Below are 22,471 nucleotides of genomic sequence, written 5' to 3'. Positions count from 1 at the left end.
TGTACTGGGGGTCTTTTGGTAAGAATCAAAATCTAAACAGGAGGAACATTATACCATGAGTGAAGCAACCATTGCTGTTAAAGCACAACAAGTTGCCGAAGTTGCTGACAAGTTCAAGAACGCAACGTCTGCCGTTGTTGCTGACGTTCGTGGCTTGACTGTTGAGGAATCAAACAAGTTGCGTGCTGAATTACGTGGAGAAGGTGTTGAGCTACGTGTTATCAAGAACAAAGTCTTGACTCGCGCCGCTGAAGCTGCTGATTTGTCAGAGTTGAACGACCTATTTGCTGGTCCTTCAGCTGTTGCCTTTTCAGCCGACGATGCAATCGCACCTGCCCGTGTTTTGAAGAAGTATGCTGATGATATCGATGCCTTGGAAATCAAGGGTGGATACATCGATGGTAATATCGTATCTATTGACGAAATCAATAAGTACGCTTCATTGCCAGACCGCGACGGTTTGCTATCAATGTTGTTGTCAACATTGCAAGCACCTGTTCGCAACTTTGCCTATGCAGTTAAAGCTGTATCAGACGCAAAGGGAGAAGCTGAAGCCTAAGCAATCGCTTAGATTCGCAGCTTAAACTATCGGGCATTGCCCAAAATTAAAATTGCAAAAAGCAAATATTAAGAGGAGATTATTTATCATGGCATTTGATAAGGATTCAATCATCGCTTCATTGAAGGAAGCTACGATCATGGACTTGGCTGACTTGGTTTCAGCTATCGAAGAAGAATTTGGTGTTTCAGCTGCTGCCCCTGTTGCAGCTGCTGGTGCAGCTGGTGGTGACGCCGCTGCTAAGACTGAATTCGACGTTGAGTTGACTTCAGCAGGTACTGCTAAGGTTAAGGTTATCAAGGCAGTTCGTGAAGCAACTGGTTTGGGCTTGAAGGACGCTAAGGGTCTTGTTGACGATGCACCTTCAATCATCAAGGAAGGTCTTTCAGAAGACGACGCTAACGAATTGAAGGCAAAGCTTGAAGAAGCTGGTGCCGCAGTTACTGTAAAGTAATTTTATTCGGTTGAGCAGTCAGAAATGACTAAAAAAAGCTACTTGTGTAAGCAAGTAGCTTTTTTTGTATTGTAAGTAAGTTTGATTTGAAAATGATGTGACGTTACTAATAGCAAATGATTTTGACATATCTATGACACAATTGGTTAACACCGTTTACTGAATGTTGTCGTATACTATTAGATATGAATAATAAAAACATGAGAGGGTTACGCTCGCGTGAAGAAAACCCTAAAAAGAAAAAGATGAAGTGGTTATCACTGGCCATTGCAGCAATTTTTACCGTTGGTATTATTGCTATCGTGTGGCCACATCATAAAGAAATTATGAGAACCATTACACCTAAGATGAAAAAAATTGATTATAAAAAAAATCTCACACATTCATGGCAAAAATCATTAAAGGGAGAAAAAGTTAACGTCGATATAGCTGTTTATGATCAAAAACATAAGCAATTGATAACATTGCGTGATAGCAATCAAGAAACCTTTCCGACAGCAAGTGTTGTGAAGGTGTCTGTTTTGGCGAATCTATTAAGTCAGCACGAGGTTGCTAATGAGACATTGACAGACGATCAGCAAACATTAGCCACAGCCATGATTGAAGATAGTGACAATGACGCGACGACAAATTTGTTATATCAAATGGGTGGGTATGCTGCGCCTGATGATTTATTTAATGCCTTATCAATGAATGATTCTAAAATGGATGTTGCGGCCTGGGGTAGCTCAACAACAACCGCCCCTGACCAAGTAATTTTGTTACGTAATATTTTCTATCGAAGTAATATTTTGTCATCAGATTCGCAACAGTTCGCGCAGAAGTTGATGAGTCAGGTAGAACCTAGTCAACGTTGGGGAATTACTGCTGGTGTACCATCTGATGCGAAGATGGCCTTAAAAAATGGTTGGTTACCAGATGATGATGGATGGATCGTTAATAGTATTGGGCACATTAAAAACAAGCAAGCGGATTATGTCATTGCTGTCTTGACAAATGGTAGTGATACAGAAGAAGATGGGATTAATTTAATCGAGAAGTTATCAAAACAAACCTATCGTGAATTAGCAAAATAAGAACAGTGTTGTTGTTAAAATAAGGCTTCGTTACTTTTAATATTTGATTTCATAAGACGTCGATTTACCAATTTTAAATGGTTAAATCGGCTCTTTTTTGTGCAACAAAATTTACAAAGTTGAGATGTCTTTACGGTTATTTTTCATTTAAGAAAATATATTGATTAGTTTTATGAAATTTATTATGATGAATAAGTTGTTTTAAGAAAAATATATTTTTAAAACAATGAAAATATTTTATGAATTGGGAGATATATTTATGCTGCAAATCAACGACTTAACTGTCGCTTACAGCAATGTACCAGTATTCACAGATTTATCCGTTAATTTTGCATCAGGGAAAATTACAGGGATAATTGGACCGAATGGTGCTGGTAAGTCAACCTTAATCAAGGGTGCTTTGGGATTAGTCCGTCGTTCTGGTAATGCTACTTTAAGTGGGACACCCATTAACCGGGTGCGTCAAAAAATTGCTTACGTTGAACAACGTGCGGCACTTGATTTGACATTTCCTATCAGTGTTTTTGAGGTGGTTTTAACTGGCACGTATGGCAAGTTAGGATTATTCAAAAGCCCTGGTCGAAAAGAAAGGGAACTGGCAATTGATGCTTTAAAACAAGTCAATCTAGTCGAATTTAAAAATCGTCAAATTGGTGAATTATCAGGTGGCCAATTACAGCGCGTCTTTGTTGCACGGGCAATCGTTCAACAAGCTGATGTTGTGATTCTCGACGAACCATTTGTCGGTATTGATATGAAATCTGAAGAAGAAATTATGAATGTTTTACGTGGCTGGCGTAATGCAGGTAAAACAATTATCGTTGTGCATCACGATTTAAACAAAGTGGCTGCCTACTTTGATGAGTTACTGATTATGAATCATGGTGTGATTGCTCATGGTCCCGTCTCAACGGTATACACTCAGGAGAATATGACGCGTGCGTTTTCTGCTGATTTAAGTGCCGTGCTCTTCAATAAGATTGCAGGTGCTTAATATGAAAAGTATTATTGAATTTTTGCATGCATTAGGACATTATAACTTCCTACAAAGTGCGCTGATGGCGGCCATTATGGTTGGTATTATGTCAGGAATCATTGGTAGTTTTATTATTTTACGTGGTATGTCATTAATGGGTGATGCGATTTCACATTCTGTCTTACCTGGAGTGGCCGTTGCTTACATGTTGGGTGTCAACCTGATGATTGGTGCAACAACGTTTGGTGTTATTGCAGCATTATTGATTGGTTTTGTTGCCTCAAATAGTAAGTTAAAAAATGACACAGCTATTGGTATTGTTTTTTCAGCATTTTTTGCATTAGGATTTATTCTAATTTCAATGGCAGAATCATCAACAAACTTGCATCATATCCTATTCGGAAATGTTTTAGCGGTTTCTGATTCAGATCTATTATCAACATTTATTGTTTTGGCGATTGTTATCATTTTTATTTTCGTCTTATTTAAAGAATTGCAAATCACCTCATTTGATGAAGTGTTTGCAAAGTCATATGGTTTGAATACGAGCATTATTCATTATGGTTTAATGATTATTCTGACATTAGTAACTGTTTCAGCTTTGCAAACGGTTGGTATCATTTTAATTGTTGCAATGTTAATTACGCCCGCAGCTACGGCGTTCTTATGGACAAACCGCTTAGTACACATGTTATTTGTCTCTTCTGGTGTCGGTGCCTTAGCTTCAATCATTGGATTATATCTGTCATACACGATGAATTGGGCATCTGGTCCAGCAATCGTGTTAGTCGCAGCCATTATCTTTTTGGTTTCATTTGTTGTTGCCCCAAAGCAAGGTATTCTTGCCAAGTTAGGAGTTAAAAATGTTAAAAAAGCTTAGTATTGTTGTCATTACTTTACTAGTTGTCGGTGGTGGTATTTTCTTCTTCGTCAATGGTCGTGGTGAACAAAAATCAACGACAAGCGAGAAGTTGCGGGTCGTGACAACAAATTCTATTTTAGAAGATATGGTTGAACAAGTTGGTGGTAAGCATGTCCAAGTTTACAGTATTGTCAAACGTGGCACGGACCCGCACGAATATGATCCAACAACTGATGACATTGCGGCAGCAACCGAAGCAGATGTACTATTCCACAATGGTTTGAATCTGGAAACGGGGGGAAGTGGCTGGTTCAGTAAGTTAACAAAGACAGCTAATAAGCGTGATGATAAAGAAGTATTTGCCGCTTCAAAACATGTAAAACCAATGTATTTGACTGAATCTGGCAAGGAAAATGAAACTGATCCGCATGCTTGGCTAGATCTTAACAATGGGATAAAGTATGTCAATATGATTAGCGGCGTGCTACAAGATAAGGATCCGAAGCACGCAAAAGCATATCAAAAGCGGACAGATGCATATGTTGAAAAGTTAGCAAAATTGCATAAAGAAGCGCAAAGTAAGTTTGCAGATATCCCAGAAAAGCAACGTTTATTAGTGACATCGGAAGGTGCCTTTAAATACTTTTCAAAAGCATACGGGATTACACCGGCATTTATCTGGGAAATCAACACTGAAGCGCAAGGTACACCTGAACAGATGAAACAAGTACTAGCTAAGATTGATCAGTCAGACGTTAAGTCATTGTTTGTTGAAAGTTCAGTTTCACCCAAGTCGATGAAGCAAGTATCAAAGGAAACAAAGTTGCCAATTTATTCAAAAATTTATACGGATTCATTGGCTAAGAAGGGTACGCAAGGTGACACATACTACGACATGGTTAAGTGGAATATCGACAAAATTCATGACGGTATGTTAGCAAAATAAATCAATAAGTAATAGATGCATTAATTAGGTTTTTAAACTAGTTAATGCGTTTTTTGTTTACTTGAATAACTGTACGATATTTGTGACAAATTTGTGATTGTTTTCCATAAAAATTGTTATAATGGAATTGTGAGAAAATTAGCTATCCGGTTAACATTCTGGGTAACTAGGTTTACAAAGCGAGTATTCAACGATACAATGTATCATTGGACTTATTAATTTATTGGTTTTGTAGGAATTTTTATTGAGGAGATTTAATATGGCTAGCAAAAACATCGTTGTAGTAGGGGCCGGCTTTTCCGGTGTATTCACTGCGCGTAAATTGGCTAAAAGACTGAAAAACACCGACTATCAAATCGTATTGATTGATCGTCACTCATTTATGACTTACATGACAGAGTTACATGAAGTTGCAACGAAGCGTGTCGAGCCAAAGCACGTGCAATTTGATTTGGGAACATTATTTAAGCACCAATCAAATGTAAAAATCGTGACGGCTAACGTTGAGGACATCGACAAGTCAGCAAAGGTAATCAAGACATCAGAAGGTGAATTCACTTATGAGAAATTGGTTATTGCAACTGGTGGTACGACAAATACATTTGGTACGCCTGGTGTTGAAGAGTATGGGTACACGCTATGGTCATTTGAAGAAGCTGTTAAATTACGTGCACACATCGAAGAAGTTATCCGCGAAGGAGCGATGGAAACCGATCCAGCATTACGTGAGGCAAAGTTGACGATTGCTGTTGTCGGATCAGGATTTACTGGTGTTGAATTAGCTGGTGAATTGATTGAACAACGTCGTGAATTAGCTCGTGCAAACAACTTGGATGAATCAGAAATCAAGTTGGAAGTTATCGAAGCTGTGCCAACAATTTTGAATATGTTGTCAGATCGTAAGCTAGCCGGCAAGGGTGAGCAATACATGATCAACCACGGCATCAAGTTGCGTAAGTCAGCTGGTGTTGTTGAGGTTAAGGAGCACGCTGCACTATTGAAGGATGGTACAGAGGTGCCAACTGAGACTTTGGTTTGGACAGCCGGTGTTAAGGCTAAGCCACAAGGTGCTAAGTGGGGCTTACAACAAGGCCCTGGTGGCCGTTTCCTAGCCGACGAGTACTCACGTGCTTTGGGTGAAGAAGACATCTATGTTGCGGGTGACGTGGCCGCTTATCAAGAACCTGCACTTGCAGATCCTAATAATCCACGTGCTGGTTGGACACCACAAACTGTTGAAGGTGGTGAGTCAGCTGCTAACACTGTTGTACCAAACGTTGTTTACGATGTAACTGGTCAAACTGGTGAACGTCATGAATTTAAGGGTCACTACCAAGGATATGCCGTTTCAATCGGTTCACATTACACGGTTGGTGTTGTACAACAAATTGGTAATATGAAGATTGGTAAGGATGGTTGGTCGGTAACTGGCTTTATCGCTAACATGTTCAAGCACATTATCAACTTCTACTTCTTCATGCAAATCTCAAGTGGTTACCACATGTTCCAATACACATTGGATGAATTCTTCCGTACACCAAATGGGCGTAACCCATTCTTCGGTTGGACGTCACGTGTCGGCAACGTTTTGTGGTCAGTGCCTTTGCGTATTGTTATGGGAATTACTTGGATCTCATTAGGTGCAACCCTTGGTGGTGGTGCTGGTATGATTGCAACAATCGTTGGTTGGTTGCTTGTCTTTGGTTTCCTAACATCAATTGCCGCATTTGTTGGTTTCATCTTTGGTTTGGTAATGGTCTTTGCTGGTACCGGTGTGACTGTGGCTGCCTTGTTAATTCCATTTGCCTCACTTGCCTTGATGAACGGTGCTGGACGTACAATCGGATTGGATTACTGGGTAACACCATTCCTAGAGCGTTCACTAGGTGCATCATGGTATGGTAAAGCAAAGTCACACTATAACGACATGCACAAGTAATCTGTTAAAAACAAAAATTACTGGTGACTTTTAATAAAGTCACCAGTAATTTTTTTTATGATAATTTTGGTTGGTGTTGTGATGCATAGAATGCAGCAATAACACCATGAGCAACGCCGACATTGATCGAGCGCACGCTGCCATATTGTGGAATATATACCATTGCATCAGCTGCATTGATCAGATCGTCAGCCAAACCGAGCTTTTCTTCACCAAATAGAAAGGCCGATTTAGCCGGAAAGTGCATATCATACAGCGACTGTGGGTCATAACCAGGGGTATTATCCACGGCGTAAATTGTGTAACCTTCTTGATGAAGGTGCTCAAAAATGGCTGGATAATCAATAATGCGGTGATGTTCAATGTGTTCGTAGTTTTGCGTACCTAATGAGCCACGTCGATCCCATTTTTTGATACCTTCAGTTGCCTCAGGAATCGCTGGATTTTCGGGATTCAAAAAAATTAACTTGCGCATACCAAAGGCATTGCTGTTACGAACGGCAGACGCCTTGTTAAAATCATGGCTAAGATTTTGCATAATGGAAATCATTTTACCACGATGCATATCTAATGATGCTCGAATCTCATCATCAGTTTTACCTTTATAAAAATCAGTCACGTTACGATAATCAGCTGAACGTGTTAAATCAATATCTGACATAGTTGCTCCTTATTAACTAGCCCATCGACCAGAATGAATAGTTTAATTCTATCGGGGGGCGTGTAACGTGTCAAACTTGGTTAGGGCTGATAAAATAAGATGAAATTGAACATTTCAAAGCATATTGACTAGTAATTTGTTATGATTAGAGGTATGAGAAAATAAAAAGGAGGCGCGGACATGACGCCAATTATATCGTTGTCGCATGTGACTTACGCATATCCAAATAGTGACGTACCTGCCTTACGTGATTTATCATTAACAATCAATAAAGGTGAGTGGGTTGCGATTATCGGCCATAATGGATCCGGTAAATCAACTTTTGCAAAATTATTAAATTACTTACTAGCACCGACTGAAGGTGAAATTAAAGTGAACGATGTTGTTGCCACTGAAGAAAATATGTGGACGATTCGTGACATGGTTGGGATGGTTTTTCAAAATCCTGATAATCAGTTTGTGGGTGCTACGGTAGCGGATGATGTCGCATTCGGTATGGAAAATCGTGGTGTGCCACGTGATGAAATGATTAAACGGGTGGATGCTGCCTTAGCCGAAGTGCAGATGGCACCATTTGCTGATCGTGAGCCAGCTCGTTTGTCAGGTGGGCAAAAGCAACGTGTGGCAATTGCATCAGTATTGGCCTTACAACCGAAGATTTTAATTTTAGATGAAGCAACGGCTATGTTAGATCCAACAGGGCGTCGTGAGATGATTGCGCTAGTTCATGAATTGAAAGCACGTATGGGGGATGACTTAACAGTTATTTCGATTACTCATGATATTGATGAAGCAGCAAGTGCTGACCGTGTCATGGTTATCAATGATGGTGAACTTATGGAAACAGGTGTACCAGAAGAAATCTTTGCAAATGCGGATCAATTACGGCGTTTTGGACTGGCAGTACCATTCGCTGAGCAGTTAAAGGAACAATTACGGGTACGGGGAATTAGCGTCCCTAATGAATATTTGACAACGGAAGGGCTGGTAACGTGGTTATGGCAATCAATTTCGACCAAGTAGGTTTTACCTACCAACCGAATACACCGTTTGCGACATCAGGTCTGCATGATGTTTCATTTGAAATTCCAGATGGTAAATTTACAGCTGTGATTGGTCATACAGGTTCTGGTAAATCAACGATGGTGCAACACCTTGATGGATTAGTTTTGCCAACAACTGGTAAAGTCACGATGGGTAATCAAATTGTGACTGCTGAGACAAAATTAAAAGAACTCAATGAATTGCGTGCACATATTGGTTTAGTCTTTCAGTTTCCAGAAGCACAATTGTTTGAACAAACAGTCATTAAAGATGTGATGTTTGGACCTAAAAATTTTGGCGCATCAGATAAAGTAGCCCGGGCAGCTGCTGAAGTTGCCTTAGAAAAAGTCGGTATTTCGGCCGATTTGTATGAACGATCACCATTTGAATTATCAGGTGGTCAGATGCGTCGCGTGGCAATTGCGGGTGTTATTGCCATGGAACCAGATTTATTGATTTTAGATGAACCAACAGCAGGTCTGGACCCACAAGGGCAACGTGAATTAATGACTTTGTTTACTGATTTACAAAAAGAACGACAAATTACGGTGGTGCTGATTACGCATCAAATGGAATATGTTGCCCAATATGCTGATCATGTGGTGGTCTTTGAACATGGGACGGTTGTTAAATCAGGATCACCGGCTACGATTTTTGCGGATGAAAATTGGTTACATGAAAAGCAACTGGATGTACCTGCAGCCAAACAGTTTGCGGATGCCTTGGCAGAAAAAGGTGTGCAATTACATGATGTGTTAGACATCGATCAATTGGCTGATCAATTAGCTGCCCGATTAAACGGGGAGGTGGATCATGTTCAGTAATATGATTATTGGTCGCTATATGCCAGGTGACTCATGGATCCATCGGCTAGATGCTCGTACTAAATTGGTACTAAGTATTGCATTTATCTTTGTTGTTTTCTTTGCGAACAATGTCATTGGTTATGCATTAGCAGCGGCCTTTACCTTGCTGGCAATTATGATGACGGGACTAGGCATTGGTGTCTTCCTACGTGGTTTACGTCCACTTGTCTTATTGATGTTCATTACGACATTACTCCAACTGTTCTTTGTTCAGACTGGGGATATCTTGGTGCACTGGGCATTTATTACAATCACAACTGATGGTGTGATCAATAGTATTGTCGTGTTCGTGCGTTTCATGTTGATTATCATGTTTTCAACGATTTTGACATTAACGACGCAGCCATTAGCCGTTGCTGATGGGATGGAAAGTTTATTGAAGCCGTTCAAGAAAGTAGGCTTACCGGTTTCTGAACTAGCTTTGATGTTATCGATTGCGTTACGTTTTGTTCCAACGTTAATGGATGAGGCGCAGAGTATTATGAATGCACAACGGGCACGTGGTGTGCGGTTTAATGAGGGCAGTCTGATGGCACGTATCAAATCATTTGTGCCTTTGTTGATTCCGTTATTTGTGAACGCCATTAAGCGGGCTATTGAGTTGGGGGATGCGATGGAAGCACGTGGTTATCGTGGTGGTGACCATCGAACAAAGTATCGTATCTTAACTTGGCATACCCAAGATACTGTTGCCATGATTGGATTTGTTATCTTCACGATTGCTTTGATTGCAACGCGGTGGATGATGTAGAAAGGATTTAAAACATGCCACGTTATAAAGCAACCATTGCTTATGATGGGACTGATTTTTTTGGTTGGCAAGTACAACCTAATAAGCGAACTGTGCAGGCAGAGATGGAGTTAGTGGTCAATAAAATGGCTAAGAATCCAGCCGAGCATATTCGTGTGCAAGGGTCCGGTCGGACGGATGCTCGCGTACACGCCAAGGGACAGGTGGCACATTTTGATTTGCCATTTGATATTCCAGCTGACGCCGTTCGAAAGGGGCTATCAACGATGCTACCTTACGATATTGGTATTAAAAAAGTTGAGAAGGTCAGTGATGACTTCCATGCCCAGTTTAATGCTCATAATAAAACCTATTTTTATCGCTTTTCAACGAGTGAGTATATTGATCCATTTAAGCGTAATTATACGGGTCATTGGCATCGCCGTTTAAATCCGGAATTGATGCAGCAAGCCATCGGTGATTATGTTGGTGAACATGATTGGTTAAGCTTTGTGGCTTCTGGTTATCAACAAAAAACAACGGTGCGCACGGTTTATTCTGCAAAAATGTGGGTTAAACCTGAGGAAGAAGAAATTTGGTTTGAATTCTCAGGAAATGGCTTTTTATATAACCAAATTCGTATCATGGTCGGCGTCTTGTTAGAGATTGGCAATGGGGTGCGTCCGGTAGATGATATCAAGCGTTTATTCGAAGTAAAAGACCGACAACAAGCGCAATTTACGGCCCCAGCCCAAGGATTATATTTAATGGATGTTAAATATTAAAAAAACATCAAGTTGTCAAGGACATTTCATTGACTATTCCTGTAAAACAGGATAAGATAGAAATCGGTATTGTTTACCAACCACAAATGGGAATGTCCTGGTACGACTTTTTAATTATTGGTAAAGTAAACAAACAGAAAACTGGAGGAAATTTTCCATGCGTACAACTTATATGGCAAAGCCAGGTGAGATCGATCGCAAGTGGTACGTCGTTGATGCAACTGATATTGCATTGGGACGTTTGTCAACTGTCGTAGCATCAATCTTACGTGGTAAGAACAAGCCAACTTACACACCAAACATCGACACTGGTGATAACGTTATCGTTATCAACGCTGGTAAGGTTGCTTTGACTGGTAAGAAGGCCACTGACAAGATCTATTACCACCACTCAAACCACCCAGGTGGTTTGAAGATGCGTCAAGCAGGTGACTTGCGCGAGAAGAACCCACAACGTTTGATCGAACTTTCAGTTCAAGGTATGTTGCCAAAGGGTACTCTTGGTCACCAACAAGCTTTGAAGCTACACGTGTTTGCTGGTTCAGAGCACACACACGCAGCTCAAAACCCTGAAGTGTTGGATATCACCAACCTTATTTAATTAACGAAAGGAGAATAGTTTAATCATGGCTCAAGTACAATACTCTGGAACTGGCCGTCGTAAGAACTCTGTTGCCCGTGTACGTTTGGTACCTGGTAACGGTGCTATCACGATCAATGGTCGTTCAGCAGAACAATACATTCCTTTCGCTAACTTGCGTGAGGTTATGGTGCAACCATTTAACGTTACTGAAACTCTAGGAAACTACGATGTTTTGGTTAACGTTGATGGTGGTGGTTTCTCAGGTCAAGCTGGTGCAATCCGTCACGGTATCGCCCGTGCCCTATTGACTGTTGATCCTGACTTCCGCGCTTCATTGAAGAAGGCTGGTCTACTTACTCGTGACCCTCGTAAGAAGGAACGTAAGAAGCCAGGTCTTAAGAAAGCTCGTAAGGCTTCACAATTCTCAAAGCGTTAATATTTACTATTACACTTTGTTGGATTGTCAAAGATCCGAATACAAAAATGACTCCCAAGTTGGTTTTGCCGACTTGGGAGTTTTTTGGTTGATTTTAAAGTTAATTCAGTAATTAGCTATATTTTACTATACTAATTTTTGATATTATTATAATAGTATGATTTACGTAATATAAAAAAAGGAGAGATAGTTCGTAAAACAAAAAAGTATTTAACAATATTACTTTATTTTTAGGTAATTATATTGGTATTGGGAATTTCAACATTTTAATTCACCAAGACTTGATGTGTTAATGCCTTTTTATTTGAGTGGGGAGTTATAAAAAATAAACTAAATTAAAAAATCATTGAGGGGAAAAAACATTAGTATCATAATGTTAATTAATAATTTATTGTTGAGGAGAGTTTATGTGTAATTATTCAGAATATGAAAGACAAGCATCAAGGTTATATGAAGCAATTGTTGGACCAAAAAAATTTAAAACAGTTCAGTTTTCAGCCGATAATCTGTGGGATGCTGCTTGGAGCCTGAGAAAAAATAAAAAAATTACAGATTTTATTTTTGATGAAATTGTTGGGGTCACATATATTTTAGAACATGAAGAAGTAGAACTATCAAAAGAGAAAATTGAGGAAAAGCGAAGAAAGTTAGCCTCCTTAATTTTAGATATTGAGAATGGAAATGCTGCAGGAGATGTAGAGAAAACAGCACTAGGCCCTTTGTTGGAAACATTATCTATGCGGTCAAAAGAAGCAGTAGTAGATTCTGAGTATTTTAGTGAGTTAAAAAAATATATGCATGTCGAAAGACCAATTCAAGCTGAATTAGAACTCCAAATCCAGAAACTATTAGAAAAAACAAAAGGGATAGTTTTTCTAGTTGGAAATGTTGGAGATGGTAAGTCACATTTGTTGGCATATATGAAAGAAAAGTATGCGAATGAGTTTAATGATCGACAAATAGAGTTAATTAATGATGCAACTGAAAGTGATAGTCCCAATCATACTGCTATTGAAACACTTATTAACAAATTAGAGATGTATAATGATCACAATATTCAACGTGGACAAAAACGTTTGATTATTGCAATAAATTTAGGGGTTATTACTAATTTATTATATAAACTCGAGCAGAATGATAACTTTAATGAGTTGGTTAATTATTTAAAAAAATCAGGAATAAGCAATGGTGAAGTTCAACCATATACGCATCCAGTTTTTAGTAATGTTTCATTTTTTAATCAAGAGATGTTTGAAGTTAATGATAATAAAGTAGAATCTCAATTTTTTTTGGCAATGTTTGATAAAGTATTCTCAATGAAAGAGGAAAACCCGTTCTATCAAGCATATTTACAAGATAAAAAAAATCACCATACGCAAGCTTTTCATGCTAATTATAAATTACTACTAGATTCTAATATAAAGAACAGCATTATTTATCTTTTAATTAGAGCTCAAATTGAATATAAAGAAATAATTTCAGCTCGCACACTAATGAATTTTATATATGATATTTTAATTTCTAATAAAGAAAAGATTAACTATGATTCGTACTTGCCATTCTTAGTTTTTGATAATTCTGAAACATCAGCTTTACTAAAAACTATTAGTCTTATGGATCCGACTAATAATCAAAACAGAGAAGTTGATAAACTGAGCGTGAAATTGTTTCATTCAAACGATGTATTTAATTTTATTAAAGAAACCTTTAGAGATGATTATAAAAGATTTGAACCTATGTTTGATAAATTTCGAAATAAGGAAGACAATTTAAAATATTTTAAATTGTTAGTGAATACAATGTTCAGAGTAAAATTTTTAATTAATGCACAAAATTCTGTATTAAATAATCCTGAATTTCAAGACTTTATAGAAATATTACAGGATGTAAATAATACGGGAAGTAGTCTGGATTTATTTAAGTTAATTAATGAAAGTGTAAATCTATGGAATGGGAGAATTTCTAAAGAGAGATATGTTGTCACGATGCGAGCAAAAAATTCAACTGCAATTGCAGTTGAATTAGAATTAGAGCCTATTTCATGGGAAGTTAAAAATTTTAGTGTTGTTGTAACTGTTGAAAATCAAAATGCCACTGCAAAAAACGAGATACAACAAATTGAAATTGACTATAAAACATATGCTTTACTTAGAAAAGTTGTTAAAGGGTATATCTTAAAAAGAGAGGATATCCAAATGGTAGTGAAGTTCGAAGAATTTGTTAATTCGATTACTAGATCAACAAAAGGTGAACGAACTAACATATTATATAACCCTAATTTAAATAAGGAATATGAATTAAAAAAAGTGTACGATAAGATTATTTTACGTGAATTAGGAGAATAGTACTAACTATGAATAGCGCAGTTAAAGACTTAATTGATTTTTTGAAACTAAATCCGGAAAAACAATATATAAAATATATGCATAAATTTGGATATACTTTATTACCTTTTTTTACACGAGAACCAGAAAGATATAAATTCGAAGAGGAATTTTTAGAGGTTACAGGTATTATTGCGAGAATATCTAAAGGGAATAAGCCTGAATTATCAGATTTAAATCAAAAATTTATTGAAAACTTACGTAAAACAGTAGAGGTTCCTGATAATATAAGCGATAATCAGCTACTTGAGATTTTTCAAACTGCATTTAAAAATACAAAGCGATCACAATTAATACCCTATATATCTATTTCGGATTCTAAAGATAAAAAAGGGAAAATTCAAGTTGCTAATCTACTTGTCCAATTACTAGACTTAGAGAATAACAAAGATTGGTTAAATTACCTATCTGGTCAAAATGCGAATAACTTATACTCGCAAGTATTGAAAGATTCTTTGCCGGCTTTAGAAATTCAAGATACAAATAAAGAAAAATTTACACTAATAAATGCAAATTATTATAAATCATTATTTACTGAGGATTTTCATATACTCATGGAGAGCGGAAATTTTGATTTTATATCTTTAAATATTAATAAGCTATTTAGTTTCTATTACTTAATTTATATTGTATATACAGGAAGTTCTATTTTAGATAGAAATGAAAATAATAAGCGTTACTACTTTGCGTACGAAAAAGAACAAGTATCGCGTTCGAGATATGCGGTAACTGATGGCTATCATGAAGTAAAAGAATTATCAGCAGATATTTTGGTTGATATTGATATTATGCATTACTTGAATGTTTTATCGGGAAATTTTATTATTAATAATCCCGAAACCTACTCAAGTGAAAAAAAGCTTGCTGAATTGCTATCATTGGATAGCAAAGAATTGCTTACTTTGTTACAAAATTTACAAAGTTTTAAAGGCATATATTCGCAAACAATTAGCCATGATTATATAAAAAACAACATTTCCGTTGAAACTGATATTCAAAATGAATTGGTTAAAGAAATTAATGAATTAAAAGAGTGGTTAAAGATGGATGAATCGCTTGAAACTCAAAAAAGATATCGTAAGTCATATGATGAAATAAAACAGTTGAACTATTTAAAATCCAGAGGGAGTTTGGGAAACGTATTAAATGCATCACAAGAAATCATTTTATTATTTACAGCAATTGTAGTAGGTAATAATGAACATTTGTTACTTAGACGTGTTTTTGAAGGATTTGAACATCATGGCTTATTTTTTGATAAAACTAGTAAAAATGAAATTGTTAAATTTTATGAAGAAGTAAATCTATTGGAAAAGATGAGCGATAGTGGGGATGCACAGTATGTTAAATCAATACTATAATTTTTTAATAACAAGATTTAATAAATGGGTTAAATCTAATAATAATATACAATCAGGTGATCGTTTTTTTACACTACTTGATGATCAAGTTGAAGTGGATAATTTATATAATGCGTTCAAGCCGGATGAAATAAGTGATGGTTTTGAATTTAATTCTCCTACACTAAAATTCTCTACGCATGCACTTAAAATTGAAGATGTAAAGCTATTAATTATTAGTGCTTCATCTGAGGTGACTAATGATTTTTTGGTCACTTTACGTAACCGTATTAGTGCACAATTAGGGGAATTTAAAAATACAGCTATATTTTTCATTGTTACAGATCCTTTAGATTCAATTCTTGGAGGAGCTTATGATGTTGGACAGAAAAATGGTCCTTTTGATATTAACGAAATAAAAAAAGATATTAACAAGGAAGTACAAAAGTCAAATTTACAAATTTTTGAAAAGCAAATAATAAAAGATTTTTTGAAGAATATGGATCAAGGTGTTAATACAACGGCCTTGAAAGATTTTGACACTATTTTTTCTATCATAGAAGATGTTAAGATAAGTTCAAATCAGTATTCTGACATGCACTTGTTTGAAGATTCTCAATTAGGTTCATTTAGTTATAATACAGATAATTCCGATATCATAAAGACACGAATTAACCAAAATAAAGAATTATTTAGTAAGATTTCTAAAGCGCAGGAGGCGATTGATACACCTGACCGTTTAGGAAATTTTCTAATTGCTGATAATTCTTTAATAAATACATTATCTACAGCTGATGAATGGAGAAATGTCCCTTTCAAAGAAGTATTAAGTGCTTCTGATGCATTTGAAAAAAATAAAAAAGTCAAATTAGAATTGGATTATGACAACTTTGCAAACGATATAACAGATAAATGGATTAGAAAAAGTGGAGAATCTGCAACACAACGACGCAAGATGAATATATTATTTTCTTCAGTAGGTCGTCCTCAGAGTCAAATATCTAGTCATACGTTTGCTTTTGATTTTTATTTTGATAATAATGTCCAAAAATCCGGAATAGTTGAAACAAATACGTATGTCTTTAGTGGTTTAGGTGAAAAAAGGATAACGACCGATGATTTTAAGGTTGAAACTTCAGGTAAAAAAATTAGAATTTTTTTAAACCATTTTGATGACACTAAAACATATGGAGGACTCATAACATATCGTCATAAGAATATTCCATCATTAACTTTTAAACTTAAATTTATGATTCTGCCCTTTGAATTAAACAAAATAAAAAAACTCAAGCCTGATTTTGAAATATTAGTTTTTAAACAGCATAATGGGGAAAAAAGTCAATATGGACTGGGAATATCTACAGATAATCCTGAGAAACAATTGGGATACTATAGTAATGAGATATTAGATGTAACCCAATTAGCTGATTTAGAAAATAGAAATCTCGAAAATTGTATTCTGAATTTAGATAATTTGGTACTGGAAGATGATGTTGATCCAATTATTCCTGTTAGAATTGGTAATGATAAACTTCCAATAATTTTCCGAGGAATGGACAAACCCGTTCCAGCCAAACCAATTGATATTGAATATGAGCGATTAAATTCTGAAGAAGAATTGATTTATAGTGATGGGAAAATTTTATTTGGTAGTGTAATCAGAAACGTTATGAATACTTACCAGACTTATCTTAATCTTGAACAAGAGATGATTTTAAAGAAGTCAGTTTATGGTAAGTTAGACGTTGATAAATATGATGCAATTGAGTTACATATACCCAAAGAGGTTGAAAATGCATATAATAGATTATTTGAATATTACCAAAATCAAAAAACTTTACCAAGTTTAGCTATTTTAAGTGATGAATATATTTTAATAGTGAACGAAGTTTTGGAAACAATTAAAAAGGCATTCCATAGTTTAGTTGATGAACAAAAAATTTCTGATATTGAATTGAAAAACATTAGAAATATTGGGATTGTTGAATTAGAGAATGGTCAGATTGATGTTTCACCATTAAACCCTATGTTATTGCAATATCAAGTTCAGCTTGCAAAAACACTCGAAAAATCACAAGTTCCTTCAAAATTTATGTTGAAACATCTCAATGCCGAAAATTTGGTACCGTATATTAAACGTGATGGGCACCTGCTACAGGCACACTATTCTTCAGAAAGACCAGGATGGTTAAATTATCAAGAACAAAAGAAACGAATGCTGACAGATATGACTTCTAAAGTTATACAACAGAGATTACTAAATTATGAACAGCAATATGAGTTTTTGTTTGGTATAAATGATCAATTGTCTTTGAACGTCGCTGTTATTAATATTGTGGATGAACGAAATCTATTTGATGCTATCATTCATTTTATGCTAAATAAAATTACTCCTAATTCTGATATTACTAAAATGACGGGAGTAAACATATATTTTAAAGATATTGGTATTACAATTAATTCATTATTTAAACAGTTTTATGAGGTGACTAGTTTAGATCATTTAAATGACTTGCTGGTTAATGAATATAGAAAAAATTCTAATATTGAATTTGAGGATTATGAAATTTTAAATATGTTGCATGAAGAAATTAATATTTATACTGAAATTAATTCAGATGTATATTATCATGTAACATTTTATCAATTTACGCAATCTAATAATTCAGCACAAAAATCAATAATGAGTCTTCCTAAAAATTATGCACTTGATGGTCTGGTTAACTCGTTACAATTTACAGCTGATAGTGATGATTTTTTTACAAGTGGTTTTGGTGTTGGTGAAAGTGGTAATGCTGGTAATAATGAATTGATTGATTTTGCAATCCAATGGAATAGTTTTATACTAGCAGCAAATGATGATATAAATGATTATCTGAAAAATAAAATGTTAACGAATAATGTTCGTAGATTAGATCATAATACAATTCCGCAATTTTTGAATAATAGTGATTGGGTAACAATTTTAAATCCAGATGTAGATTTGAATTATTTTTTCTCTTCTAGTGAAGAAAATAATTTTTTTGTTATTCATTATATGGATCAAAATACAAATTCACAGTACGAAGCTATTACGGTAACCGCTAATATTGAACAGTATAAAACTGTGTTAGAAAATAAGTTGATTAAGAATGTGGCTGATATAAATGATGTTGATACAGAAAATATTATTAAGTCATTTAATGTTTTGAATGGAGAATGGCTACTAAGGTTGGCGTCTGAAGGTTGGAAATCACATAATACAACAGTAATTAGGGAAAAATTAAGTTTAATTTCTGCGTTTAAGGAAACAATGGGAATTTTGTATGCACCGGATATTCTTTGGATTCCAATATCGTTAGAAGAAATTTTACGTGTTTCAACGATGGTTGGATTAAAACAATCCGAAGGAATGTTTAGTTCTAAAAATCTGTCTCAAAAAGGTGTTACTAGTGATGATTTATTGTTTATTGGAATTGATAAATTTGATGGAGAATTGAAGTTACACTTTGTACCGGTAGAGGTCAAAGTTGGTAATAATGATAATAAAGTTACAGATAAAGCTATCGGTCAATTAAAGCACACTGCTAAAATTCTTGAAGAATATTTATCAGATCAAAATGATGATTACTTTTCACGGATGTTCTATAGAAATTTCTTTAAGTCGATTTTAGTAACTAATATGCAAAAGCTTATTGGTAGTGAACTGATTGCTATACCTACAGTTTTCAGGAATTCTATGGATAAAATATTAGATGAGTTATCTATGGGACAATATACTGTGTCATTTGATATACAAAAATTTTATCACAAAGGATTTATATTTGAATTTACTAGTCATATAACAAATCGAAGTATTATGATTGATGATAGCAGAGATATAACCTTGATAAAAGTTCCAGAGGAAGATGCTTATCATTTTGTTGATGGAAATATTGGACAATTAACTGACTGGATACAGACAGATAAATTTGATTTTCCAAAATCTAAATTATTATCAAACATGTTTAATAGAATTCCTAAAAAAACAAATGATATTCATAAAATAGAAAAGAGTATTGAATCTGTGCCATCTGTATCAGATTCGATTTCAATAAATGAACAATATTTTGATAATAATGAAGTTCAACACAAGAATAATTTTGAAAATGTTCGTCTTTTACTTGGGAAGGGAACAACTACAAACCAACAATTTTATTGGGAATATGGCCATCGAGAATTGGCCAACAGACATTTATTAATAACTGGTAAATCTGGACAAGGAAAGACATATTTTATACAGACATTATTGCATAGTTTATCAGTAAAAAATATTGATGCTATCGTTGTAGATTATACTGATGGATTTTTACCAAATCAATTGGAACCAATGTTATTGAAATCACTTGGCAGTAAGATTGATCAAAAAATTATTTTTAAAGAAAAATTACCAATAAATCCATTTAAACTAAGAGAAATTGATTTTGGAGGTGGTTTGAAGTTTCCAGAAGACACTCAAGATATGGTTGATAGGGTTACACAGGTAATTGATTTTGTATTTAATTTGGGTCCACAACAAAAAAATGAGTTAGCTGTGGCTCTTAAAGAAGGCTATCAAACTTTTGGGGACAGATTGACATTTACTAAATTAAAGGGAAGATTGGTAGACGATGATACACCACATGATAAACTTATTGGTCGAATATCATCTTTGCTAGATCGTGATCCTTTTTCATATAAAGACCAATTTAGCTGGGATAGTATGCTATCAAACACAGGTACTATACACATTTTTCAACTAAAAGGATTTCAGCCCAATATACAAAAAATTCTTATTGAATTTATGCTGTGGGATTTGTGGGGTTATTCCCAAAGTAGAGGAGAAAATGCTAAGAATAGGCCAATTCCAATTGTACTAGATGAAGTGCAAAACTTAAATTTCGGATCAAATGCACCTACTGTTAAAATACTACAAGAGGGACGTAAATTTGGATGGTCAGGAATTTTTGCTACACAACAGATTGATTCAATTAAGGGTGATGGGCAAAAAGCAATATATAACCCAGCAGAGTCAATCCATTTTCTACCTCCTGAGGTTCAAGTACACAACTTAGCCAGAAGCTTAACATCTGATGATAAGCAACGTGCTGAAGTTGAATCGCTTCTTAAAGGATTAAAAAAGGGTGAGGCAATTGATGTTGGACCGAATTTATTAGAAAATGGGAAGTTATCAAATATACAGTTTCAACCAATTAGTATTACTTCATTTGAAGATAGATCCGATTAAGATTAATTAGATATATTTATTAAATGTTTTTGTATAAAATAAAGTGAACAATAGTAAAACAGATAAATAAATATATTCTGAGTAAAAGTAGCCTATGAGTTTGATTTTTATGTCATACACATGGGCTTTTTACGTTTCATCTTTACATCAATATTAATTTATAACCAAAGCTAAGAATAAAATGTAATTAAGAAAAACCAAGTTTAATATTTTTGATGAAAATTATCCGCATGCCCTTATGACATTTTATGATGACTATAAAAGACATGGCAAGTTGAGATCTATCATCAATAACTATATTTCTTATTAAAGCAATAAGTAAATTTCGGAAATTTTTATGACCTATTCATTGACTAAATTTTATTCAAATTTTTTTAATTCAGTTCAAAAAAATTATTTGAAGCGTTATTGGTGACAGACTAGTAAAGCAGTAATGTGTGTAATTTAGGAAGAAGGGAGTTATAATTTAATCGATTATAACATTATAACGCGGGAAATTAAGTAATTACATATAATCAAATAAGGAGACCATATGAAGGGAATATACAATTTTTTAGATGACTTTCTTCCCATATTTCTAATAACTGGTTATATATTAATAGGGCTTGGTTTGTGGGAATTAGTTGAAGATGTTTTTACATGGTCTTTTTCCTTTAACCATGCGAATGATATTCTTCACTGTTTATTTTTGGGATATATTCTTATAAAATTAGCTCATAAGGTTGTGGAAGAAAATATGTCCAATACAAGTGATAACGATGATGATATTAAAACATACATAGCTGCGTAAATAGTAACACATGATGAAAGAATGAAAGATGATATTGAATCTTTCATATCTGCAGATATGATTTCTCATGATGATACTAAAGATGACTAATCAAGGAATATAAAGCCATATTTAAAGTTCCAATAAACGAACATAAGGACTTTACTTTTTTCTTGATAAATTAGCTAATCGTTAATATAATGAAAATAACAATTTAATTCTGAGCTATATCAAGAACTAGCGAGTGGTTACACACAATGACCTAGTAGCAACCTGCCCAATGGTAAGGTGCTTCACTGTAAACGGATATACGTCACTTTAACCGTGTTCGTATATTTGAGCACGGTTTTTAATTTGTCAAAATTAAGTCCAAGTGACGTTAAACAGGAGCGTTTTATGACGTTAGACGAAAAGTTGCGATTTATGTTATTACAAGAATATGGGTTGAGTAAAGCAATAAAAGATAATACGATTTCAGATACTGATTTAAAACTTATTCGGAAATCTACTGATAATGTGATTATCCAGAATGAAATTGATAATATTTTACAAAATCGTACTCATAAGAAAGTAGTTGAAAATGTTACGAAGTACCAAAGAGTGCAACAACTCAATGGTTTTGCAGCTGCAAGGGCGCGATTACAGTATAAAAACGAATTACAAGCTCTGTTCAGCTCAGAAAAATATGTTAGTGACCTAGACAAGCAAGAAATAGAAAAAACATTATCTAGATAAAAATATTTCATGATGTAAGCATAAATGAACTGAAGTTTTTATTTACTAATAATTTTAAAAAAACTCCAAAGGATTGTGATA

General features: G+C 34.9%; 19 protein-coding genes and 1 other annotated feature (1 of these 20 only partly in view). Of the genes, 18 read left to right on the top strand and 1 reads right to left on the bottom strand.

The window, feature by feature from the left end; translation table 11 throughout:
- Nucleotides 1–26, top strand: a sequence feature (ribosomal protein L10 leader region) (it extends 102 nt beyond the left edge of the window).
- Between the two features lie 29 nt (nucleotides 27–55).
- From rplJ to HMPREF0877_RS03840, 7 genes are all read left to right on the top strand, one after another.
- Entirely contained in the window at nucleotides 56–559 is a 504-nt protein-coding gene (gene rplJ / locus HMPREF0877_RS03870; RefSeq protein WP_002827924.1) for a 50S ribosomal protein L10, read from the top strand.
- An 88-nt stretch (nucleotides 560–647) separates the two neighbouring features.
- Nucleotides 648–1,013, top strand: coding sequence for a 50S ribosomal protein L7/L12 (rplL, locus tag HMPREF0877_RS03865; RefSeq protein WP_002827923.1), 366 nt, complete (start codon nucleotides 648–650; stop codon nucleotides 1,011–1,013).
- 200 nt (nucleotides 1,014–1,213) lie between these two features.
- On the top strand, nucleotides 1,214–2,089 hold the full coding sequence (locus tag HMPREF0877_RS03860) for a serine hydrolase (protein WP_040760525.1): 876 nt from the start codon (nucleotides 1,214–1,216) through the stop codon (nucleotides 2,087–2,089).
- A gap of 259 nt (nucleotides 2,090–2,348) precedes the next feature.
- On the top strand, nucleotides 2,349–3,083 hold the full coding sequence (locus HMPREF0877_RS03855; protein ID WP_040760524.1) for a metal ABC transporter ATP-binding protein: 735 nt from the start codon (nucleotides 2,349–2,351) through the stop codon (nucleotides 3,081–3,083).
- Between the two features lies 1 nt (nucleotide 3,084).
- Nucleotides 3,085–3,945 carry a metal ABC transporter permease gene (locus tag HMPREF0877_RS03850; protein ID WP_040760522.1) on the top strand — a complete coding sequence of 287 codons (861 nt, stop codon included), beginning with the start codon at nucleotides 3,085–3,087 and terminating at the stop codon, nucleotides 3,943–3,945.
- Complete coding sequence (locus HMPREF0877_RS03845; protein ID WP_002827918.1) at nucleotides 3,929–4,873, top strand: metal ABC transporter substrate-binding protein; 945 nt, start codon at nucleotides 3,929–3,931, stop codon at nucleotides 4,871–4,873. Before HMPREF0877_RS03850 ends, HMPREF0877_RS03845 begins: the two co-directional genes overlap by 17 nt.
- 259 nt (nucleotides 4,874–5,132) lie before the next feature.
- Complete coding sequence (locus HMPREF0877_RS03840) at nucleotides 5,133–6,812, top strand: NAD(P)/FAD-dependent oxidoreductase (protein WP_002827917.1); 1,680 nt, start codon at nucleotides 5,133–5,135, stop codon at nucleotides 6,810–6,812.
- A gap of 55 nt (nucleotides 6,813–6,867) precedes the next feature.
- On the opposite strand, the gene HMPREF0877_RS03835 is transcribed toward HMPREF0877_RS03840, so the two are convergent.
- Nucleotides 6,868–7,473 (bottom strand): TrmH family RNA methyltransferase, encoded by a 606-nt coding sequence (locus HMPREF0877_RS03835; protein WP_002827916.1) that lies wholly within the window; start codon nucleotides 7,471–7,473, stop codon nucleotides 6,868–6,870.
- A gap of 180 nt (nucleotides 7,474–7,653) precedes the next feature.
- Between HMPREF0877_RS03835 and HMPREF0877_RS03830 the strand changes: the two genes are divergently transcribed.
- The 11 genes from HMPREF0877_RS03830 to HMPREF0877_RS03780 all read left to right on the top strand — a co-directional run bounded on the left by HMPREF0877_RS03830 (nucleotide 7,654) and on the right by HMPREF0877_RS03780 (nucleotide 22,390).
- The gene (locus HMPREF0877_RS03830) at nucleotides 7,654–8,496 is read left to right on the top strand and encodes an energy-coupling factor ABC transporter ATP-binding protein (protein WP_002827915.1); all 843 of its coding nucleotides are present in this window, start codon (nucleotides 7,654–7,656) and stop codon (nucleotides 8,494–8,496) included.
- Nucleotides 8,472–9,341, top strand: a complete 870-nt coding sequence (locus tag HMPREF0877_RS03825) for an energy-coupling factor transporter ATPase (RefSeq protein ID WP_002827913.1) — start codon at nucleotides 8,472–8,474, stop codon at nucleotides 9,339–9,341. Before HMPREF0877_RS03830 ends, HMPREF0877_RS03825 begins: the two co-directional genes overlap by 25 nt.
- Nucleotides 9,331–10,134: an energy-coupling factor transporter transmembrane component T family protein gene (locus HMPREF0877_RS03820; RefSeq protein WP_002827912.1), complete on the top strand. Its 804-nt coding sequence runs from the start codon at nucleotides 9,331–9,333 to the stop codon at nucleotides 10,132–10,134. The genes HMPREF0877_RS03825 and HMPREF0877_RS03820 overlap by 11 nt, the downstream gene beginning before the upstream one ends.
- Before the next feature lie 14 nt (nucleotides 10,135–10,148).
- A complete protein-coding gene (gene truA, locus HMPREF0877_RS03815; RefSeq protein ID WP_002827910.1) occupies nucleotides 10,149–10,898 on the top strand; it encodes a tRNA pseudouridine(38-40) synthase TruA in 750 nt (249 codons plus the stop codon).
- 157 nt (nucleotides 10,899–11,055) lie between these two features.
- The gene (gene rplM, locus HMPREF0877_RS03810; RefSeq protein ID WP_002827909.1) at nucleotides 11,056–11,499 is read left to right on the top strand and encodes a 50S ribosomal protein L13; all 444 of its coding nucleotides are present in this window, start codon (nucleotides 11,056–11,058) and stop codon (nucleotides 11,497–11,499) included.
- A 25-nt stretch (nucleotides 11,500–11,524) separates the two neighbouring features.
- Complete coding sequence (gene rpsI, locus HMPREF0877_RS03805) at nucleotides 11,525–11,917, top strand: 30S ribosomal protein S9 (protein WP_002827907.1); 393 nt, start codon at nucleotides 11,525–11,527, stop codon at nucleotides 11,915–11,917.
- Between the two features lie 407 nt (nucleotides 11,918–12,324).
- Nucleotides 12,325–14,262: a DNA phosphorothioation-dependent restriction protein DptF gene (gene dptF, locus HMPREF0877_RS03800; RefSeq protein WP_002827906.1), complete on the top strand. Its 1,938-nt coding sequence runs from the start codon at nucleotides 12,325–12,327 to the stop codon at nucleotides 14,260–14,262.
- Nucleotides 14,263–14,270: 8 nt separating this feature from the next.
- On the top strand, nucleotides 14,271–15,662 hold the full coding sequence (dptG, locus tag HMPREF0877_RS03795; RefSeq protein ID WP_002827905.1) for a DNA phosphorothioation-dependent restriction protein DptG: 1,392 nt from the start codon (nucleotides 14,271–14,273) through the stop codon (nucleotides 15,660–15,662).
- Nucleotides 15,643–20,886 (top strand): helicase HerA domain-containing protein, encoded by a 5,244-nt coding sequence (locus HMPREF0877_RS03790; protein ID WP_002827904.1) that lies wholly within the window; start codon nucleotides 15,643–15,645, stop codon nucleotides 20,884–20,886. Before dptG ends, HMPREF0877_RS03790 begins: the two co-directional genes overlap by 20 nt.
- A gap of 532 nt (nucleotides 20,887–21,418) precedes the next feature.
- Entirely contained in the window at nucleotides 21,419–21,676 is a 258-nt protein-coding gene (locus HMPREF0877_RS03785; protein ID WP_002827903.1) for a hypothetical protein, read from the top strand.
- A gap of 375 nt (nucleotides 21,677–22,051) precedes the next feature.
- On the top strand, nucleotides 22,052–22,390 hold the full coding sequence (locus tag HMPREF0877_RS03780) for a hypothetical protein (protein WP_002827902.1): 339 nt from the start codon (nucleotides 22,052–22,054) through the stop codon (nucleotides 22,388–22,390).
- The last annotated feature ends 81 nt before the right edge of the window (nucleotides 22,391–22,471 follow it).

It is taken from the genome of Weissella paramesenteroides ATCC 33313 (genome assembly GCF_000160575.1).
GTDB lineage: Bacteria > Bacillota > Bacilli > Lactobacillales > Lactobacillaceae > Weissella > Weissella paramesenteroides.
This window is presented reverse-complemented; position numbering and strand designations above follow the sequence as displayed.